The organism is Bacteroidetes bacterium GWF2_43_63 (assembly GCA_001769275.1).
In the GTDB taxonomy this organism is placed as follows: Bacteria; Bacteroidota; Bacteroidia; order Bacteroidales; family DTU049; genus GWF2-43-63.
Genome location: MEOQ01000002.1, coordinates 42,051 through 63,932 on the forward strand (window position 1 = coordinate 42,051; position 21,882 = coordinate 63,932).

Below are 21,882 nucleotides of genomic sequence, written 5' to 3' on the forward strand. Positions count from 1 at the left end.
TTCTCTACAAAGTTGCCTGCCTGCAGTTTTTTTCTGTCTGCTCAACAACTTTGGAAATCTCTGCAAATTTGGCTTCATTCACCGGATGAACGGGGAGTCTGAAAACATGCTGAATCAATCCTTTAATATGCAGAACCGCTTTAATGCCGCTCGGGTTGCCCATTTTCAGCAAAGTGTGCATGATTGGAAGAATCAGATAATGATATTTTCTGGCTTCTTCCATATTGCCATTCATGGTTGCATGCACCATTTTCGAAAATTCTTTCGGATATGCATTTGCAATTACAGAAATTACTCCACATGCGCCCATTGAAATAATAGGCAGGGCGAGTGCATCGTCTCCTGCAACCACTTCGAGCGATGCGGGTTTTTCGTATAGCAGATCCATCACCTGGTCCATATTGTCTGTGGCCTCTTTGATTGCCATAACGTTCGGACAATCTCTGGCAATACGCAGGGTTGTTTCAGGTTCCATGTTCACCACCGTGCGGCCCGGAACATTGTACAGAACAACAGGAATGGGTGCATGTTCTGCAATCATTTTGTAATGCATGTACATCCCGTCCTGATTTGGCTTGTTGTAATACGGCATTACCGAAAGCAAAGCCGATGCCCCGGTGAAATCGAAGAGGTTCATTTCTTCGATGAGCTTTGTTGTGTTGTTGCTCCCAAAGCCAATTACAATGGGTACTTTGCCGTTCAGATGTTTGGAAACCAACTGCAAGGCTTCTTGTTTTTCCTGCAGCGAAACAGTTGGAGACTCGCCGGTAGTGCCGAAAAGCACAATGTAATCCACACCGCCATCAACCACATGATCAACAAGTCTGATCATGCTTTTGAAATCTATAGCTCCCTGTTCATCAAACGGTGTGACGAGCGCCACTCCACATCCTTGTACTGAAAATTTCATATTTGCTTTTTTTGAAACATATTCTGGAAATGAATTGCCAGCGAAAACATCTCTTCCTGCGAGTGTCCTGGCAAGACTTCAATCGCTAAATCAAAAATTTGTTGATTTTTTTTCTCGCAGGCACCAATTTTTAGCCTGGCTGCCGAAAGCACAATGATCCAATGAAAAACCGGTTGCATGCAATACGTCAGGTCAATCAAAGTGTCAACCGGAATACTCAGAAATTCATCAACAAGCGCATCGGAAGGAATACCTGATTTACTCATATCGTTCTTCCCGACGAAAGCCACATGCAGCGATTTATTGCACCATGCTGGTGTTGCAGGCATTCCGTGAAACCCGATGGCATGCACCTTTTTTTTCTGCAACTGCAACATCGATTGAATGCGTGTGAATTCGTTGTATTTTTCTTCAGTTGTACAATCGAACAACAAAAGAAAAGTTCCGGATTCCTCAAAACTTTTGTTGGCAACAATCCTCTTCACAGCCGCCTTGCGACGACTTAGTGCCTTATGGAATATATTATCCCGGAATTTTTTTAGCATTGCTTTCAGATTTTTGTTGCTACTATAACGTAAAAGCTGCCAGCTTATTTTGATTTATCGGGCCCTTCGGGAATTTCAGGAATTGGTTTGTAATTTTTCAATTCTTCTTTAATGACTTCAATAGCTTTCAGAAGCTGTGTGTCGGTGCCGGAAAATTCCTGATACGGATCGTTGTCAATAATTATATCCGGCTCTACGCCATAGCCTTCAATGATCCATTTGCTTTCATCGATGGAGTAGCTTGCAAATTCGGGCTTGTTCAGCACAGTGCCATCTATAAATGGCAATGAACCGCGAATACCCACAACACCGCCCCAGCTGCGGACTCCAATGGTTTTACCCAACTGATGTTTTTTAAACGCATAAGGAAATAAGTCTCCGTCGGATGCTGAATACTGATTGAGTAAAAGCACTTTTGGGCCCAGCATGATTTTGGTTGGAGTCTGTCCGGGGATGGTCACGTTGCGGGCCATATTGGCGCGTGTCGGAACACGCATTAGTCGTTCCATAATCATTGGAGAAACATTGCCGCCGCCGTTTCCACGATCATCAATGATCAGTGCTTTTTTGTTCAGCTGCGGGTAAAAATATTTCACAAATTCATTCAGCCCTTCAACGCTCATGTCTGGAACGTGGATGTATCCTACTTCTCCGTTGGTTGCTTTATCAACAAGTTCCACATTGTGCTGCACCCAGTTGTAGTAATAGAGTGATGCTTCAGATGCCAGCGGAACAACAATAACTTTTCGGGCACCATCAGCTGATGGCTTGCTGTTTACAAGCATTTCGACCTGTATATCGGCTTTGCCTGCAAGCAGCGCGTATACATTATTTACAGTATTTGTTCTTACACCATCAATGGCGATAATATATTCTCCTTCTTTCACATTCACACCGTGCTCGGTGAGTGGGCTGCGCAATTGTTTGCTCCAGTTTGCCCCTTTCAATACAGACGATATTTTGAAAAAACCGGAGGGATCCGAAGCGATTACAGCGCCCAGAAGCCCAGTGTTTACGCGCGTTGGCATTGGCCGGTCTCCACCGCTGATGTAAGCATGTCCTACATTCAGTTCGCCGATTAATTCACCAATAATATAATTCAGGTCGTGACGATTATTAACATAAGGCAGCAATGCAGCGTATTTATCGCGCATGGCATCCCAGTTTACGCCCTGCATGTTTTCAACATAAAAGAAATCCCGCATCTGGCGGTAGACCTCAAAATAAATCTGAGACCATTCTTCCTGACGGTTGACCGTGGTTTTCAACTGATCGAACGACACGCTCTTTTCCGGCTTCACTTCAGCTTTTGGCAGATCGATGATATAATAAACTCTATCCCTGCGAACCAACATTTTCTTGCTGTTGCCAGTAATCTGAAAACCATTGAATTCGCCAATAGTAGTTTCTTTTGAATCTTCTATACTGTAAAGCATGAGTTGACTTTTCTCATCGCCTGTTGCACTTTTCACGTAGTAAACGTCGTCGCCGGTCATTTCTACTCCGTAATAATTGCATGACTCAATAGGTAATGAAACAATGCGATCCTGAATGCCCTCGGTTGTTACAACAATATTTGGAATAGCTCCATCAGCGGGTTTCGGGTCATCTTTCTTTTCAGGTTCCAATGCAACTTCATCATTCTTTGGCGCAAGCGGGTTCAGTGTTTTAGCGTCCAATGGCACAAGATAAATGCGCCCCATATTTGTATAGGCCGTATTCCATTCCGTCTGACTATAAATAGGATTGAAATCACGATCGCTGATGAAAACGAGAAATTTCCCGTCACGACTGAATTGCGCATTGTATGATTCGTACCAGGTATCGGTGACTGCAGTTTTCTTACCTGAAGCCAGCTCATAGAGCATAATTTGGTTCATGCCCGATTTTTGGGGCTCAGTAAAAACGATCCACTTACTGTCAGGACTCCATGCAAAATCAGTGTATTCCCACACGCCTGTTGATGCGACTTCTGTAATTTTTTTTGTTTCAACATCTACATAACGAAGACGCAGTTTTTTGTCGCTGAAAAGTATTTTTTTGCTATCCGGTGACCACTCAAGAGAGAAATAATATGTGTCGGCTTTTTTTGTAATCTGCACTGGGTCTGAACTTCCATCCTGTGCAATCGTCCAGATTTCAAACTCACCGCTGCGATCGCTTATATATGCAATGGTCTTTCCATCGGGCGACCAGACGGCGTTGCGGTCATGCGATGAAGATTTTTTTGTGAGATTTCGGGTAACTCCGCTTTTCACAGGAACGGAAAATACTTCGCCGCGGGCACTCACCACGAGCCGTTCTCCGCCTGGAGCAGGACTTACCATCTGAATATTTTTCGAAGCATCGGCCAGAAAGTCGCGACTGTAGGCCATGTCGTTTGAAATCAGAATTTTTACTTTTTCGGCTTTCTTGGTTGAAGCACTGAAAAGATAGATATAGCCTCCGTTTTCAAAAACGATTTCACCATTGTTGTGCGAAGGAAATTTGATGTCAAATTCAGAGTATGTTGTAACCTTAGATGTAGTCTTGCTTTCAGTATTGTAGCAGAAAAGATTCATGGTGCGGTCACGATCCGAAATAAAATAAATTTCATTGCCAATCCACATGGGCATGATATCCTGTGCCTGTGTATCGGTTATTTTTTCGATTGATTTTGTTTTATAATCGAAGATGCGTATATCATCGGCCATCCCACCTTTGTAATATTTCCATGTGCGGAATTCACGAAAAACGCGATTGAAAGCGAGCTTGCTGCCATCGCTATTGTAGCTGCAGAATCCGCCGGTGGAGAGGGGGAGTTCTTCTGATAGTCCGCCGTCAACAGATACTGCATATAGTTTTCCGACAAAATCGTTGAAGGAAGTTCCGCGTGAACGATATATGATTTTCTTTCCGTCGGGAGTCCAGCCCATTACAATATTATTGGGACCCATGCGATCCGAAATATCGTCCCTTCCAAGTGTGGCTGTGTGTGTCAGGCGTTTTGGAATTCCACCGTCGGCAGGAATCAGATAAACTTCAGTGTTGCCATCATACTGGCCGGTAAATGCAATCCATTTTCCATCTGGAGAAAATCTGGGGAACATTTCGTAGCCGTCGCCCGAAGTGATGCGACGCGCGACGCCGCCAGTTTTACCGACAGCGTAAAGATCACCGGCATAGGTGAAAACGATGGAGCTGCTGCTGACTGCAGGGAAACGAAGAAGACGGGCTTCCTGCTGGCTTTTGGCTGTATGAGTCATCATGATCATGATAGCAATAAGGAGTGAATATTTCATTTTGAATGGCATTTATAATGGCAGCCCAAAATTACGGATTTTTGCTGAGAACGAACCGTATCAGCAGGTGATTATTATCAGCTGTTATGAAGGAGCCGTTTCTTGATGTCACAACGATTCCATATTCTTTGTGGAATTTATACTGCTTTGCAGTACTTCGAACGATGGAATATTGTGACAAGCGCAACGATATCCCATCGTCCGACCGCAGAGAGGATATGGGATCGTCGTTGGTGCTGAAAAGCTGATTTAATATCGGAAACTAAACCATCCTGCGTTGATGCGACGGATTGGTATGCGCGATATCAGCGCTGCTATTGCGAGAACTGTAAAAAACACATAAACGAAATCGGTCCATATTATTTTAACCGGATAAATATCACTGATAAAGGTATCTCCTCCTGCAAACCGCACCAGGCCAAAGTTTTGCTGCAGTACAATAACGATTATACTGATTCCAAATCCAACGAGCATTCCGGTCAGACAAATGATAAAGCCATGCGCAACTATAACACGTCTGATTTTCGGAACTCCTGCGCCCAATGCATAAAGCGTTGAGAGGTCTTTTTGCTTGCTCAGAATTTCAAGTGTCAGTGTTGAGATGATGGTGAATGACGTGATTAGCAGAATGAGCGCAAGGATAAGAAACACAATAAGCTTTTCGCTTTTCATGATTTTGTACAATGCTTCTTCCTGTTCCATTCTGTTTTTAACATTGTATCTGTCACCTACCATATCCTGCACCTCGTCTTCGATTCCGGGAATCAGACTTTCATCGCTGATGCTAATTTCAATGGCTGTGGAAATGGTTTCGTACTCCAGCAGGTCACGTGCGAGTGAAAGCGGAACAATTATATATTTTTCGTCAAACTCCTGCTGAACCGAAAACATGCCTCCTGCAATGGCGCTTCTGGAGCGGAACGACGACGAAATATCGGCCGATGCAGCCGACGTTCTTTTCGGGCTGTAGAATGTCAGCGGCGTTGTGAAATCATTGATGTTGATTCCAAGAGAATAAAATATTCCTGCACCAACAATAGCGTAGGGCACACTGTCTGTCCCGAGATTGCTGCTGCCATTGAGCATGAGCGGCTTGAATTTCTCTTCGAATCCCTTACCCGGCTCCACTCCTTTGATATAAACCACTTGTTGACGGTCGCCGTAACGAACCATGCAGATATCTTCGACAACGTAACTGATGTCATCAACACCATTCAGCGAGACGATTCTGGAAGCATCAAATTCTTTGTTTTGAAAATATTTTCCGTTGACCGGTTCAATGCGCAGCTCGCTGTGAAAGTTGTTGAACATGGTGCTTATCATCCCTTCCAGACCATTGAATGCTGAAAGAACAATGATTAGAGCAGCTGTTCCTACAGCAATGCCCCAGAATGAAATACCAGAAATAATGTTGATGATACTGAACGATTTCTTCGATCGCCAGAAGCGAAACGCCATCCATGGTATCCATTGTTTGCCGGCCACAGCTATGATTTTAGCGCCTTGTCAATTTTCTCCATATAATCCAGACTGTCGTCGATAAAAAACTTCAGCTCTGGAATTATGCGTACCTGTTTGCCAATGCGCAACCCGAGCAGTTTCCGGAGTTCTGAGGTGTAAATCTGAATGGTCTGAAACAAAGAATCCTTGTCTTTCACGGCAAACAAACTCAGGTAAACCCGGGCAATACTCATGTCGGGACTCAGCCTGACAACGGTAACGGTGATCATGGCATTGCCAAACATATTTTTTCCTTCGTGAAGAAATATTTCAGCTAAATCTTTTTGAATCAGCCGCGCGGCTTTTTGTTGTCTGATGCTATCCATGTTGCAAAGGTAATACTTTTTTGCAGGGGTTATCGCTTTGTACTAAGCTCAATCACCTCCCGATATTCTATAATAAGATTTTCAAGAAATTTCTCTGAAGAAAAGTCGAGTGCTCGTTTTCTGGCTTCCAGAGCCAGTTGTGTTGACAGCGTGTTATTGTTCAGCAGCTTTTGAACGGAAGAAAAAATTTCGTCGGGGTGTTGCGGCCGCACGCAGAGCGCGTTGTCGCCACTGGTGATCATGTCTGTTACTCCACCGGCATTTACAGATACAATGGGCAACTGCATGGCCATGGCTTCCAGCAACACATTCCCGAAGGACTCCCGGTGCGAAGGGAACACATAAACATCCAGGGTCGAAAGCAATCCTGCCAGATCGGGCTGGTGGCTTATAAAAACATAGCTGTCTTCAGGCAGACAGTGCGCGGCGAGCGCATAAATTTCCTGCGCAAATCCATCTTCGCCAACACTGGCGCCACCAGCCATCACAAAAAATAGTTTTTTATTTTCCGATTTTAGCAGCATTTCAGCAGCATGAATAAAATCGGCATGTCCTTTCATGGGCGAGATGCGACCAGTCATACCAACAACCTGAGCGTCTTGCGGAATACCGTATGCGGCGCGCATTTCGGACTTATTGAATCGTTCCGGGCTGAAAATCCGGAGATCGATGCCGTTATTCATTACAAATACTTTCTCCGGCTTCATGGGTGATGTAGTCAGAAAATTATTCCGAACAAAAGAGGAAACACACCAGGCCCGGTCGATCCGGCTATAAATGATGCGGTGCAATGGTGACTTTTTTTTCAGCCGGCTCTCCATGCGGCGTGTGAACACAAGAGGCGTTTTGTTGCGTGTCGTTTTCAATGCGGCTGTTAAAACAGATAAATCATGCGACCGCTGCACATGAATGATATCGGGTTTAAATGTGTCGAGTAATTCCTTTGCTTTGCGCAATGAATAAAACCAGTTTTTTCCCGGATCGAAAATTCCGGATTCAACATGAAGTTTTCTTTCAGTTGCGGTTGTAAATGTTTTGCCATCGAGAGAGCAGAATACACAGGACTCGTGTCCCGCATGTTGCAGTATCTGAGCCAGTTTCACTGTCTGCATCTCAATGCCGCCCCACGAAGGGCCACCGCAAACCTGAAGAATTTTCATAATGCAAATATATAAATATTAAGGTGTCGGATTTTTTTTCGTTAGGCGTTACATGCGTTACAAGGTCACGCGTCGGGAGACGCGCGCCCAGTTCAAGGTCGAGATTAAGATGTTACATCATAGTTGTCAGCATTCAGAAAGGTTGAGATTCTGGAGCCGACCTTGTCACGTTTTACGTGAAGGCACAAAAGAAGCTGCGAAGCACAAATTGCGCTGGAGGCGCTGCATATGTTGGCCCGGGACAAAGTCCCGGAAGATTGAAACAAACGCATTGCAATCACGCACCAGCCAAAAGCTTTAATTATCTTTGCAAAAAAACAGTATGCTCCCGGAGGCGATGACGAAATTTTTAAAGAAGCACCACGTAATGTCGCTCGCAGTAAGTGATTCAGAAGGGATATGGAGCGCACACTGCTTCTACGCCTACGATTCAGCGCGGAGCTGTTTTGTTTTCACAAGCGATGAAGAAACACGTCATGTTAAAATGTTGACAGCAAATAGCCGGGTTGCAGTATCAATAGCTTTGGAAACACGGATTATAGGCAAAATTCAGGGGCTGCAGATGTCGGGAACCGTATATAAACCTGCTGATTCCGAGTACGAGTGGGCTAAAAACAGTTATCTGAAGCGGTTTCCGTATGCAATAGTAATGAAGACCTCATTTTGGATTTTTTTACCGGATTATGCCAAAATGACCGATAACGCATTTGGCTTCGGAAAGAAGCTTATCTGGGACGGAAAAGGCTGACTGTGAACGTAACAAAACGTATCGCATTCATCTAGATAATTAATAAAATTCGGCTATTCAGCTGATTAACCTTGTCAGTTGAAAAGTATGCCTTATTGTTAATAATTTGGGCTTTGCCTAACAAACATATGTTTTTACTTTAGCCATCCAAATAAGCGACTATTGAGAAATTTCTTAATGGTTGAATTACATCGGATTAACTTAATAAGTAGAGAGCATGGACAACAGTTTGTTAGGACAGACACAGGTAAAAACAGAAAACGACTCTAAATCAGGCGGATATGATCAGCTCCTGAATAAACGGACTCGTCCGAATATTTTTGATGGTCAGGAAAGCAAATTAAATGAACCTGAAAGACGCGTTTATTTGTATGAAGATGCCCTCAAACAATCAACAGCGTATTTTAACGGAGACACTTTGGCTGCAAGCGTATGGGTGAGTAAATATGCCCTCAAGGATAGCCAGGGAAATATTTACGAAGCTACTCCCGATGATATGCATCGCCGCATTGCCCGCGAAGTTGCCCGCATCGAGAAGAATTATAAAAACCCGATGTCGGAGGATGAAGTATTTGAAGTACTGAGAAATTTCCGCTACATTATTCCGCAGGGAAGTCCTATGGCTGGCATTGGAAACAATTTCCAGATAGCAAGTTTGTCCAATTGCTTTGTTATTGGTTCCAATAAAGCCGATTCTTATGGTGGCATTCTGAAAGTTGATGAAGAGCAGGTTCAGTTGATGAAACGCCGCGGTGGCGTAGGTCACGACCTTAGTCATATACGTCCGAAAGGATCACCGGTGAAAAACAGCGCTTTGACCTCAACCGGCATTGTGCCTTTTATGGAACGATACAGCAATTCAACCCGCGAAGTAGCGCAGGATGGTCGTCGTGGCGCTCTCATGCTCAGCATTTCTGTTAATCATCCTGATTCGGAAAGTTTTATCGATGCAAAAATGGAGCAGGGTAAAATAACCGGCGCCAATGTCTCGGTTCGTATTGATGATGATTTTATGAATGCTGTTACAAGCCGGAAAGAATACACTCAGAAATACCCGATTCATTCCGATAAACCCATTTTTTCAAAGACAATCAACGCACAGGATCTGTGGGGAAAACTGGTTCACAACGCTTGGAAATCTGCTGAGCCCGGAATACTTTTCTGGGATACCATCAAACGCGAATCGGTTCCGGATTGCTATGCTGACCTTGGATTCGAAACGGTTTCTACAAATCCATGTGGCGAAATTCCGCTCTGTCCCTACGATAGCTGCCGTTTACTTGCGATAAATCTTCATAGCTATGTTGAGAATCCTTTTACAAGTGAAGCCAGTTTCAATATGCCCCTTTTCCGCGAACATATCTGGTATGCGCAGCGAATGATGGACGATATTATTGATATGGAACTGGAAAAGGTTGATGCCATAATCGAAAAAATTGACAATGATCCTGAATCCAGTGATATAAAAAATACCGAACGTCAGCTCTGGATTAAAATAAAAGACAAAGCTATTCAGGGTCGTCGCACGGGTATTGGTATAACCGCTGAAGGCGATATGCTTGCAGCTCTCAATATGCGCTACGGCTCGGATGAAGCAATTGATTTCAGTGTGAACATTCATAAAACGCTGGCTGTTGAAGCATATAAATCCTCTGTAAATCTTGCATCTGAGCGTGGTCCTTTCCAGGTGTTTGATTTTGAACGTGAAATGAACAATCCTTTCATTAACCGTCTTTTTAACGAAGAGCCTCAGCTGCGCGAATCAATGAAAAAGTTCGGACGCCGCAATATTGCTTTGCTCACTATTGCTCCAACCGGGAGTGTAAGCATTATGACGCAGACTTCCTCGGGAATTGAACCTGTGTTTATGACAGCCTACAAGCGCAGAAAAAAAGTCAATCCGAATGATAAAAATACCAACGCTACTTTTGTTGATGAATCAGGCGACAGTTGGGAAGAATTCAATGTGTTTCACCCAAAATTCCTGACCTGGGCCGGACTGAATGGGTACGATGTTGATCAGGTGAAATATCATTATACCGAGGAGCAATTGAATGAACTGATTGCTAAATCTCCTTATTACAAAGCAACAAGCAACGATGTTGACTGGATCAGCAAAGTGAAGATGCAGGGCGCAATTCAGAAATGGGTTGATCACAGCATCAGCGTCACAGTAAATGTTCCGGAGCATGTTGATGAATCGATGATTGACACTGTGCTGCGTGCTGCCTGGGAAAGTGGTTGCAAAGGCGTAACAGTGTATCGCGAAGGCTCACGCTCTGGTGTGCTTGTCGCCGACAATAAAAAGAAGGAAGAACCAAGCACTCTTTTTTCTGAAACAAGTGCGCCTGCCAGACCATTAAAAATTGATGCAAGTGTATTGCGTTTTAATAATGGCGCAGAAAAATGGATCGCTGTCGTTGGCTTGCTTAATGATCGTCCGTATGAAATATTCACAGGTCGCGCCGATAATTTTGTGTTGCCCGAATTTGTTCATCGTGGCTGGGTAATCCGCGAAAAGAATCGCGACGAGCGGGCACGCTATGATTTCGAATTTCTCGATAAAGACGGATATGCGGTAACTATTCGCGGCCTCTCCAGAACATTCAGCCCGGAATACTGGAATTACGCGAAACTGATTTCAGGCGTTTTACGTCATGGAATGCCGATTCCATATGTTGTTCAGCTGGTCGATAATCTGCAGTTCGACAATGACGATATCAACTCATGGAGAACTGGTGTAGTGCGGGCACTCAAACTTTTCATTCCCGATGGAACAAAAGCTCAGGGTGAATGTCCTGAATGTCATACGGATTCCCTTCAATTCAAAGAAGGTTGTGTAACCTGCAACAACTGCGGTTATTCAAAGTGCGGTTAATTCTGCTTACACATATATAGTATGAACGGGACTTTAGGGTCCCGTTTTTCATTGTAGAAATATCAGGCTGTCCCAGACACAGCAAAAACAACATTCCACCGTCCGGTTGCGACGCAGGAGCTTGAGGACATGGAACCGTTGTTTTTGCTGTAGTTACGACGGTTCCATGTTCCGGCTTATTTGTCTGAAAAAATACCAGTTCACCAGCCAGAACGGTGGAATGGTGCAACAATGAGTTTTTCAGCCAGTCTCTAAATCAATAATTTGCTTTAGATAAAGGCAGCTTCTATTGATTTATGAACTTCACAAAACATGCAGCAAAAAAAAAGCTGTCCGGAAATCCAGACAGCTTTTTACTAATAATTGGAATTCTCTACAGCCCATCCACAAACTGTGCTGCATAGTATTTCGCAGTCAGTTCTTCGCCTGTGGCGTTTTTGATCATTTCATTCCAGGTGTATTTTGATCCCGGCGCAAAAACTTTGTCCATCAGATATTTTCCGACTTCTTTGTTATTGAAATAGCTGGCTCCATTGATATCTTCCTGTTTCAAAATATTCACAACGATATAATGATTCAGCTGGCTTGCCAGTAATTCACCAAGATGATAGTTGTGATAATAACAAGGTGAAGTAGCAATGTGAATCTTCGATGCCCAGTCCGGTTCATTGCGGCCTTCAGGCTTTTTCATCAATTGATATTTTTCAACAAGATCCCACCACAATTTATTCAAATCCTGATCGGGGTTTTCGTACAGACCTTTTTCGAAACGGTACATCACCTGCGACCAGCGGCTGAAAACGAGTTGTTCGAGACGTGTGTATTTGAATGCTTCATCTTTGATTTTCATTTTTTCAGCATCGCTGATACCAAGCATATCCTGCATCCATTGGGCATTGCTGGCCATGCGACCAAAAAGCATAGCAATTGCCTCGGTTGTGAATGTGTGTGCAGGATCACGCAGTGTGAACGGAAGATCTCGGCTGATATACTTATCATATGAGGCATGGCCGAATTCGTGCAGCATAGTGTTCATCCATTTGTAATTTGATTTTACATTACAAAGAACGCGTACATCACCTTCATTGTCCATGTCTATGCAAAATGCGTGTTGATTTTTGCCTTTCTTTTCAAACAAATCTGAACGCTCAATAATGTCTTTCACGTCCATCCCAAGGCTTGCGTAATAATCCGAAGTCAGTTTCACCAGATCTTTATCCTTATAATACTTATCAAGATCGAGGGTGTAAATTTTCGGAGCTTCCTGGAAGAAACGCCCTTGAAAATGCCAGGGCATTAAGTTTGCCTCAGGCACATTGTATCGCTTTGACATGAAAGAATCTATCTGACCTTTGAGTTTTGTGAAACCATCGCGGGTGAGATCGTCCAGTTCGTTAAATAATTTTTCGATTTCTGCCGGATCCTGTTCGCTAAGCTTCAGACTCATTTCATGATAGTTGTTGTATCCAAGGTCTTTGGCAACTTCGTTGCGTTTTTTCACCAAAGCAATGATATCAGCTGCTACAACTTTTCCTACATTTTTGTGTGCCTTCCAGGTTTCCTCAAGTTTCTTGTTATCGGTGCTGCTGCTAAGGATTTCTTCAACCTCATTATCGGTCAGTGAATCACCTTTTTCGGTGGTAGCACGATAAGTATTCATCTTTTTGGCAATCTTTGTTTCCATGCCGATGATTTCTTCCAGTTTCTTTTCATCAACCTGATTGCGCTGATAAGCGTTGAAAAGCACATTGAGTTCGCGATCGAGCAGACTATCTTTTACACCACCGGCATCCTTGATTTTTTTCAGCAATGCGAAGTCTTCCTTATTGGTGAATATCTTGGTGTATTTGATACCAAATTCTTCAACCTTTGCATAATCCTCTTCCGATCCGCTGACTTCAGAATTCCACATAGCGGTGGTATATTCTTTCATAATGGGACGGATGGTATCTTCATACTTCTGAATAAAAGCCTGAAGTTCACTTTTCATATCTCCTCCTTTGTCTTTTTTATTACCACAGCCGGTTATTCCTGTAACCGCAATTGCTACGATAAGTGTCATTAAATAAATGTTTTTCATGTTTCTGGTTTTAGTCCGTTTTGAGGGCGCAAATTACAGATATTTTCATTCGAAATGTTAGCAATTGTTTTTTTCTGATTAAATATTTTTTTCAGGAAATATATAAGTGACCTTCAGTACATTTATGATCCAATAAAGTCCAATCGCTGATAGTTTTCAGATTCATTTATCGTTTTTTTGTGCAAGAGTTAAATGATTTAGTCTATATTTGCAAATATCAAAAACCGACTTATGAAAAATTCAACATTTATATTAATCGCTGCGCTGCTCATTTTAAGCAGCTGTTCCGTATTCGATTTTCAGAGCAGGGCAAAGCATGCTCATTTAAATAAAGTACCTGTAAATGAATCTGTTACAGCAATCGATATTGATGAGCCGGATGTCAATCTGAACGTCGAAAATGTCGTTCTTGCTGATGTTTTACCTGAGCAAGATATGTTGGAAATGCCTGATTATAAGGAGTCTGAGCCGATCGTTAAAGCAGAACCACAGCGATTTGCCAAACCATTCAAAACGCCTTCTGTTATTAGAGATTTCAAAAAGGCATTCAAAGCTCAGGCAAAAGCCAATTCTGCTTCCGAAAATCAGAGTATTGACATTGTCACCTTGTTGATCTGGGTGCTTGTAATAGCTGTAATTCTGGCATTGCTGGGGTTTCTGTTGCCTAATCTTTGGAGCGTTTTTATCGGCTTGTTGCTGGTGGTTCTGATTGTCATGGCTATTATTTATCTGGCTGGGGCAGTGTAAATTATTCAATTTAAGCTTCTTACATTACTGATTACTTCAATTGTGAAGTTGATAGCAATGTTGCGTTGCTATTCTGACGGGCCATCGTTACAGTCGACACAAAAATCACGACATTGATTGTTGCAACTTTTCACCATAGAAATGTGCAACGTTGACTCAGGCTGTTAATGGTCTGTTTTATTTTTTCAAGACCGGCACGTTTCAATGGTGTATGCGAAAACCGGCTCGAAAACTCAACTTCACTCATTTCAAACCATTCTTTTTTGTCAGCTGGAACCTGCCAGTTGCCTTTCATTTTTTGCGAACCAACAGACAAAATATGTGATTGATTGTAGGGACAAGCTGCCTGGCAAATGTCGCATCCGAATATCCATCCGGGATTATTTTGTTCAATAATTTCCGGCAATTTTTCCTTAGATTCGATATTGTAGCAGGCAATGCATTTTCGTGCGTCAATGGTTCCGTCGCCATTGAAGGCCTGCGTCGGGCAACTGTCAACACATTTTGAGCAATTTCCACATTCGTTTTCAAGCGGAATTGCGGTTGAATCAAATTCAAGTGACGTAAAAATGTGGGCAATGAGTACGCGACTGCCTATTGTGGGCTGTATCAGAAATCCGTTTCGTCCGATAAACCCCAATCCGGCCTTCCATGCCCAATAGCGATCAAAAACAGCCGCGCTGTCTGCAATAAACTTCGGCTGAAAATCCGGATCAGCTGCAGCAATGAGTTGCATGGCGGGTTCGGCCTGTTTTCTCAGATAATCATGATAATCGAAACCGTGAGCATAAGCTGCTATTTTCAGCGGCCCTGTATCAAACTGCGTTTCAGGCCATGGATGCAGCATCGAAATGATTGTCCTTGTGCCAGGATAGAGCAGGGTAGGGTCATTGCGTTTTTCAATGTTTCTTTCAAGCCACTGCAGCCCGTTGTGATGGCCCGATTCGAGCCACTGCCGGAACTTTCCCTGCCAGGATTGACTGACAGGGCCTGCCGGAGAAAAACCAACAGCTGAAAAGCCATGTCGCAGCAAAAGATCGGTAATATCCTTTTTAAGATTCCGGGTCAATCTTTTTGTTTCAAATGTACATATTTCTGACAGAAAAAGAGTATTGATTGTTTACATAAAAGCAGATAAAAATCATAGGTGCTTGTGTATTTCGGAAAATTCATGTAGGTTTGCCGAAACAATTTACAGGTATGAAAAGAAAGTATTTCTCAGTATTTATGGTTGTTGCGGCTTTCCTGCTGAATTCGCCAGCAATGGCCTGCACAAATTATATTGTGACCAAAGGTGCTTCGACCGATGGCTCGGTAATGATAACCTATGCTGCCGACAGTCATGTGCTTTTTGGCGAATTGTATCATTGGGCGCCAGCGGTTTATCCTGAAGGCGCTATGATGGATATTTATGAGTGGGATACCGGAAAATTCCTGGGACAGATCAAGCAGGCCCGACGCACCTACAATGTGGTTGGTAATATGAATGAATTCCAGGTAGCCATTGGTGAAACCACTTATGGTGGATTATCTAAGCTGGAATCTCAGAAGGGCGCCATTATGGATTATGGAAGTCTGATTTATATTGCATTGCAGCGTTCAAAAACCGCACGCGAAGCCATTATGGTAATAGGTAGTCTGATGGCCGAATACGGTTATGCCTCATCTGGCGAATCGTTTTCGATTGCTGATAAAAACGAAGCGTGGATTATGGAAATAATCGGGAAAGGCGACTATGAAAAAGGTGCAGTTTGGGTTGCCCGTAAAATTCCTGACGGATATGTGTCAGGCCATGCCAATCAGGCCCGCATTCAGACTTTCCCACTTGCCAACGGAAAAACATCGATTACCGATGAGCAGTTTGCAAAAATCAATTTACCCGGAATCGAATGTATTTATTCTCACGATGTTATTGAATTTGCAAAGAAAAATTTCGAATACAAAGGCAAAGATGCTGATTTCAGCTTCTCAGACACCTATGCTCCTATAACATTTGATGGTGCAAGATTTTGCGAAAATCGCGTCTGGAGCTTCTTCCGCGAGGTAAACAGCGATATGGAAAAGTATCTGGGATACATTATGGGACACGACCTGAAAAACCGGATGCCGCTGTTTATTCTTCCAAACAAAAAAATATCACAGAAAGACCTGATGACCTACATGCGCAGCCATATGGAAGGCACTCCACTCGATATGAGCACCGACATTGGGGCCGGTCCATACAAATGTCCTTACCGCTGGCGTCCCATGGTTTGGGAAGTTGATGGCAAAACATATGTGCACGAGCGTGTTACGGCCACTCAACAGACTGGATTCAGCTTTGTTACTCAAAGCCGCAGCACCATTGCCGACGAAGTTGGCGGGATTATCTGGTTTTCGGTCGACGATGCAGCAAGCACCGTATACACACCAATTTACACAAGCAGCCGCACTATTCCGGCAACGTTTGCCAGAGGCAATGGCGCTATTATGGAGTGGAGCGACGATGCCGCTTTCTGGGTATTCAGTCAGGTTTCAAACTTTGCATACACCCGTTACAACGCTATTCATCCGGAAATTCAAGTGAGGCAGGATTCGCTTGAAAATTTGTACATCAAACGAGTTCTGGACATCGACAAATCGGCGCTGGATCTTCTTGCTTCCGATAAAACAGCGGCAATAATGTACGTTACTGATTTTTCAGTGAAAAATGCTGATGATTTGGTTCATTACTGGAAAAAATTCTATCAGTATCTCTTTATGAAATATATGGACGGTAACGTTAAAACGTTTGTGCCCGGGCAGCAGAACCCCAAAGTGGTACAGCCTGGCTATGGCGATGAGTGGCTACGCAAGATTGTTAAAGACAACGGTGAGGAGCTGCAATATTTCGGAGAACCTTCGCACTAAAAGCACATAGATATTTTTAAAAAACCTTCCTGATTTCCGGGAAGGTTTTTTTGTTTATTGTCGGATGATTTCCGATAACTTATTTACATCTGCCGAATACTTGTAGTTCGGTTAAAGCACTCATTTTTAATGGTATTTTCGGGGCTGCATTAATGCGATGTAATTTTTTTTTCACAAGGCGAAAAAATTCATCTTAAAATGAAAATTAGTCGTATCTTGCGCCACTATTTTCAAGTAGAAAGTTGAATTAAATAAACCGACCATAGTATGAAAAGAATCACTACTGTTTTAGGTGTCTGTATGTTGCTGGTGATCTTCAGTAGCAGCGTGCTGGCCCAGCAAAATGAAGAACAGAAACGTTATCAACCCAGGACTAAAAAAGGGCAAAGCGAGATGGGTATTGCCGGAGCGCTTGAGTATTACAAACTTGTCCGCGGCACACCTGATGTCAGCGATATTGTTAATGCTCATAAATCTGCCAATCTGTTGCCAAAAGGCAAATCCCTGACCTGGAGCGAAATTGGACCTGACAATATTGCAGGACGAACCAGAGCAATTCTGGTAGACAGAAACAATACAAATACGCTTTACGCCGGTGGTGTTTCAGGCGGATTGTGGCAGTCTATTTCTGGTGGGACATCCTGGGAACTAATTGCCCCCCTGGCCGAAAATTATGCTGTTTCCTGTATCACTCAGGATATCAACGGAATAATTTATTTTGGAACAGGTGAAGGATTTGGTAATGGAACTGGAACAGCTGCAGGCAGCAGCGGATTTATCGGTGGAGGTATTTACAAATCAACCGATGCTTCTGGAAATGCCTATTCACTTCTGTCAGCTACAGAACCATTAAGTCTTACCAGCAAATGGCTTAATATATATGAAATTGCAGCTGCCCCTAACAGTACGCGTATTTATGCCTGTACCGAAGGTGGTCTGCAGATTACTGATGACGGTGGCGCCACCTGGACAAATCCTGTTCTCTATCCTACCACTTCGCCTTACGCAATGGTATCCCATGACGTTGAAATCGGTAGTGATGGCCGCGTTTATGCTGTGGTTGGAGATAAATTGTTTTACTCTCCGGATGGAAACAGTGGTACTTTCGTTGACCGTTCCATAACCGGAACAACTGCTACCTCAATCGGCAGGATGGAAATCGCCGTAGCTCCGAGTGATCCGAATTATATCTATGCTTGTGTTGCAAAAGCCGTTGGTTCTTTAATGAACATTTACCGCTCAACGGACGCTGGTGTTACCTGGACAATTATTGGCCCCGGTGGTAGTGCCGCATTCAATGTATTTGGCGATAACAATCAAGGCTACTGGGATAATATTATTAAAGTTTTCCCGAACGACAAAAATCATATTTTGGTTGGTGGAATTGATCTGTGGGACTGGTCCGAAGGTGGAACCTGGATTCAGAAATCACTCTGGTACCTGAATTCATCGAGTTATTATTATCTCCATGCTGATCATCACGACATCGTTTTCCATCCTACAGATCCAAACACTTTCTTCCATGGTTCAGACGGCGGAGTCAGTAAATCAACCAATGGCGGCAACACTTTTTCCACACTCAACCGTCGCTTTGGAACAATTCAGTTCTACAATCTGAGCTGTAACCTTTTTGACATGGTAATGGGTGGAACTCAGGATAACGGAACACTTGTATTACCTGGTACTCTCACTACAACGGGCACAGCATACGAGTTTCTTGGTGGAGATGGTGGCTGGTCGGCCATGTCATACATTGATCCTAATGTTATTGTTGGTACTGTCTATTATGGCGACATGTATCGCAGTAATGAATTAGGTGGAAATGCAAAAGCTTTCTACAGCGAAGCAATGGCAGCCCCGGCTGAATTGTCTCCTTCATGGGCCGGTTTTGTTACTCCAATGTATCTTGACGAACAAATCAACGATCTCAACAGTCGTGATTCTTTAATGTTTTATTCTGATACTGTTGATTATCCTGCAGGCGCAACCGTTGTGGCTTATTCAAAGAAAAACAACAGTTTCCCATTCCTTTATACACTTGAAGATCCCCTCGCTGCCGGCGACAGTGTGCTTATTCAGGACAGGGTTCAGGCCCGTTTCTACGTAGGTCTTAATGGCGCTGTTTGGATGACCAAAGGCCTGCATGATTTTAGTGGCGCTCCGGATTGGTACAAAGTGGCAGCAATTTCCGGCACATCACAGTGCATGGCTGGTTCTAAAGATGGAAATTATCTTTTTGTTGGTACATCGAGCGGAAATCTTTACCGTATTTCAAATCTGTGCGCTGTAGTCGATTCATTAACAGGGTATGGCTCAAGCTCATATTCTGTAGTTGAATGCACACGTATTGCAGCAACAGGTCGTGCCATCACATCAATTTCTGTTGATCAAACCGACCCAAACAATGTATTATATACAATGGGAAACTACGGTTCTGCAACTCATATCTATTATTCCAGCACTGCTTTGGATTCTATTCCCACTTTCCTCAATAAAACAGGCAACCTTCCTCAAATGCCGGTTTATGCCAGTGTGATTGAAATGAATAGTCCAAACACAGTAATTGTTGGAACCGAATTGGGCATTTTCAGCACTTCAAATATTACAGCCGCAACAGTATCATGGGTCGAAGATAATGAGACCATAGGTCGTGTTCCTGTTTATTCACTTGTTCAGCAGTCAAAGAACTACTATTACAATAACAACTACGGCGTTATTTATGCCGGAACTCACGGACGTGGTGCATTTAAATCGTTCTCTTATGTTGGATTAGAAGATGCTCAGCCTTCAATAGCTGGTGCTACCATTGGTATTTATCCTAATCCGGCAGAAAGCCAGACTACCCTTATGTTTAATTCAACGGAAGCAGGATCAGGCGTTGTCAATATTTATTCAATCGACGGCAAACTTGCTGCTTCAAAACAGGTGAATATTGTATCAGGCAGCAATTTGATTGACATGAATGTATCTGTACTTACCACTGGAAATTACCTGGTCGAAGTACGCGTCAAAACTGTTTCGATGTCTGGTAAACTCATTAAAAAATAATCAGAGCGCCGGGGTTTTCCCCGGCCTCATTTTTAAATTGTAACTCTGAAAACCTGCGATATATGAAAAAAATTCTATCCGCATTATTAATACTGATAGCTGTTTCCGTTTCAGCTCAGGAAAAAATCTATGCACCCACCCTGTCAACTCCGGCTAACAATGCTGTGAATCAGGTTGTAAATGTTCTGCTAGACTGGAACCCGGTTGCAGCGGCAGTTAAATACGAAGTCAATCTAGACACATCCGCTACTTTTTCTAACCCCCAGGATACTGTTGTTATTTATTCAGCATGGCAGTCATCTGTTCTGCTTTTTGGAACAACTTACTACTGGCGTGTGAGAGCAATTGACGCCAATGATGTAATCTCCAACTGGTCTATTGTCCGTAGTTTTAATACTGTTGCTGCACCAACAACTCTGTGGCCAGCTGCGGGCTCTAAAACAGCCAGCCTTGATCCGCTACTTAAATGGAATGCAATGTCAGGTGTAACGAAGTATGAATGTCAGTTCGACTCTGCTGCTACCTTTGACAGCCCTTGGTTTAGAAGCGGAATCGTTGAAAACGACACGAAATTTCAGGTGTACGACAACTATTATGGCGATAATTATTATTATCGCGTTCGTGGAATTCATGTGAATGATACCTCGAATTGGTCTGTAGCTGTTGGCTTCATGACCCGCGATTCTGTTGCGTTTTATTCAACTTCACCTGCAAATAATGCAATCGACATTCATCCTGCTGATACTCTCAGAATTAAAAGCATTGTTGGTACTGAAAAATATGAAATCAATTTCGACACTGATCCGACATTCACTGCACCCATTGTCTTCTATTGGGATAGCGCTGCTATGTTTATCAAATTAGTTTCCGGAATAACATATGATACACTTGCTCGCGGAGCCATTGATACTATTCCTTTCGGAACTTTCAATTACAGACTCAGACTCATTACTGACGGTGATACCAGCAAATGGACTGCCGTTCGTACCCTTTCAACAGTAAACAAGGTCACCATGCTCACCCCAGCTGATGATGCAACAGAGGTTGATCCAGCCACCGCATTTACCTGGGAATCTATTCGCGGCGCAGCATACTACATTCTTGAGTACGATACTGTCCCAGCATTTACCAACATAACAAAAGTGAATGTAGCCGGAACATCGTATACTCCAACTACTCATCTTGTTTCACAAACAAATTACTACTGGCGTGTCAGATGCGTCACTCATGCTGATACAACTGATATGTATGATGAATTCCATTTCAAAACATATTGGGGTGTAGGTGTCGAAGAGAGTCCTGTTGAAACATGGAGTGTTTACCCCAATCCAACCAATGGCGTGTTTCATTTAAACATTGAGTCAGCAAGCGTAGCAAAAGTAGAAATCCTTAATCTGCTGGGCGACGTTGTCTATTTTCAGAATAATCTCCCAAATGGCTCAAACACCATTTCCATTGAAAATCTGAATGACGGTATTTATATGATGCGTTTGTACATGGATGACAAATTGTACACATCGCGCATTGTGAAGAAATAAACAGAATTTATTTTCCCGAAAAGGCTGCCCAACACCAACGGGCAGCTTTTTTTTTGTGCCCAGTGAATTCCAACAATATTCGCGGAATAAACTATAATAGTAATTTCTAATATCAAAGTGAAATATTTAATAATCCATACTCTTTCCTGACTTCGACATTTTGAAATTTCCAATTTTGTAAGAAATTGATATATACATTTATACAATTTTCAGGATGCTCAAATGGGTGTCC

Annotated in this window: 14 protein-coding genes; 6 read left to right on the forward strand and 8 right to left on the reverse strand. The window is 43.1% G+C overall.

Annotation, left to right across the window (positions count from 1 at the left end; translation table 11 throughout):
* Window positions 1–4: 4 nt before the first annotated feature.
* The 6 genes from A2W93_12465 to A2W93_12490 form a co-directional block, all read right to left on the reverse strand.
* The gene (locus tag A2W93_12465; protein ID OFY56479.1) at window positions 5–910 is read right to left on the reverse strand and encodes a 4-hydroxy-tetrahydrodipicolinate synthase; all 906 of its coding nucleotides are present in this window, start codon (window positions 908–910) and stop codon (window positions 5–7) included.
* Window positions 907–1,455 (reverse strand): hypothetical protein, encoded by a 549-nt coding sequence (locus A2W93_12470; GenBank protein OFY56480.1) that lies wholly within the window; start codon window positions 1,453–1,455, stop codon window positions 907–909. The genes A2W93_12465 and A2W93_12470 overlap by 4 nt, the downstream gene beginning before the upstream one ends.
* Before the next feature lie 44 nt (window positions 1,456–1,499).
* Entirely contained in the window at window positions 1,500–4,736 is a 3,237-nt protein-coding gene (locus tag A2W93_12475) for a protease (GenBank protein OFY56492.1), read from the reverse strand.
* A 249-nt stretch (window positions 4,737–4,985) separates the two neighbouring features.
* A complete protein-coding gene (locus A2W93_12480; protein ID OFY56481.1) occupies window positions 4,986–6,221 on the reverse strand; it encodes a hypothetical protein in 1,236 nt (411 codons plus the stop codon).
* A 2-nt stretch (window positions 6,222–6,223) separates the two neighbouring features.
* Window positions 6,224–6,562, reverse strand: coding sequence for a ribosome-binding factor A (locus A2W93_12485; protein OFY56482.1), 339 nt, complete (start codon window positions 6,560–6,562; stop codon window positions 6,224–6,226).
* A 29-nt stretch (window positions 6,563–6,591) separates the two neighbouring features.
* Window positions 6,592–7,722, reverse strand: a complete 1,131-nt coding sequence (locus A2W93_12490; protein OFY56483.1) for a hypothetical protein — start codon at window positions 7,720–7,722, stop codon at window positions 6,592–6,594.
* Window positions 7,723–8,044: 322 nt separating this feature from the next.
* On the opposite strand from A2W93_12490, the gene A2W93_12495 reads away from it, so the two are divergent.
* On the forward strand, window positions 8,045–8,470 hold the full coding sequence (locus A2W93_12495) for a hypothetical protein (GenBank protein ID OFY56484.1): 426 nt from the start codon (window positions 8,045–8,047) through the stop codon (window positions 8,468–8,470).
* Between the two features lie 316 nt (window positions 8,471–8,786).
* Window positions 8,787–11,348, forward strand: coding sequence for a ribonucleoside-diphosphate reductase, adenosylcobalamin-dependent (locus tag A2W93_12500; protein ID OFY56493.1), 2,562 nt, complete (start codon window positions 8,787–8,789; stop codon window positions 11,346–11,348).
* A gap of 373 nt (window positions 11,349–11,721) precedes the next feature.
* Here A2W93_12500 and A2W93_12505 read toward each other — a convergent pair whose 3' ends face one another.
* The gene (locus A2W93_12505; GenBank protein ID OFY56494.1) at window positions 11,722–13,338 is read right to left on the reverse strand and encodes a hypothetical protein; all 1,617 of its coding nucleotides are present in this window, start codon (window positions 13,336–13,338) and stop codon (window positions 11,722–11,724) included.
* 321 nt (window positions 13,339–13,659) lie between these two features.
* Here A2W93_12505 and A2W93_12510 point away from each other — a divergent pair, with 321 nt between their 5' ends.
* Entirely contained in the window at window positions 13,660–14,175 is a 516-nt protein-coding gene (locus A2W93_12510) for a hypothetical protein (GenBank protein ID OFY56485.1), read from the forward strand.
* Between the two features lie 130 nt (window positions 14,176–14,305).
* Here the strand turns inward: A2W93_12510 and A2W93_12515 are convergent, their stop codons facing one another.
* Window positions 14,306–15,244 (reverse strand): tRNA epoxyqueuosine(34) reductase QueG, encoded by a 939-nt coding sequence (locus A2W93_12515; protein OFY56486.1) that lies wholly within the window; start codon window positions 15,242–15,244, stop codon window positions 14,306–14,308.
* Between the two features lie 131 nt (window positions 15,245–15,375).
* On the opposite strand from A2W93_12515, the gene A2W93_12520 reads away from it, so the two are divergent.
* The 3 genes from A2W93_12520 to A2W93_12530 all read left to right on the forward strand — a co-directional run bounded on the left by A2W93_12520 (window position 15,376) and on the right by A2W93_12530 (window position 21,650).
* Entirely contained in the window at window positions 15,376–17,064 is a 1,689-nt protein-coding gene (locus A2W93_12520; protein ID OFY56487.1) for a peptidase C69, read from the forward strand.
* A 267-nt stretch (window positions 17,065–17,331) separates the two neighbouring features.
* On the forward strand, window positions 17,332–20,112 hold the full coding sequence (locus tag A2W93_12525) for a hypothetical protein (protein ID OFY56488.1): 2,781 nt from the start codon (window positions 17,332–17,334) through the stop codon (window positions 20,110–20,112).
* A 62-nt stretch (window positions 20,113–20,174) separates the two neighbouring features.
* Complete coding sequence (locus A2W93_12530; GenBank protein OFY56489.1) at window positions 20,175–21,650, forward strand: hypothetical protein; 1,476 nt, start codon at window positions 20,175–20,177, stop codon at window positions 21,648–21,650.
* Window positions 21,651–21,882: the final 232 nt, after the last annotated feature.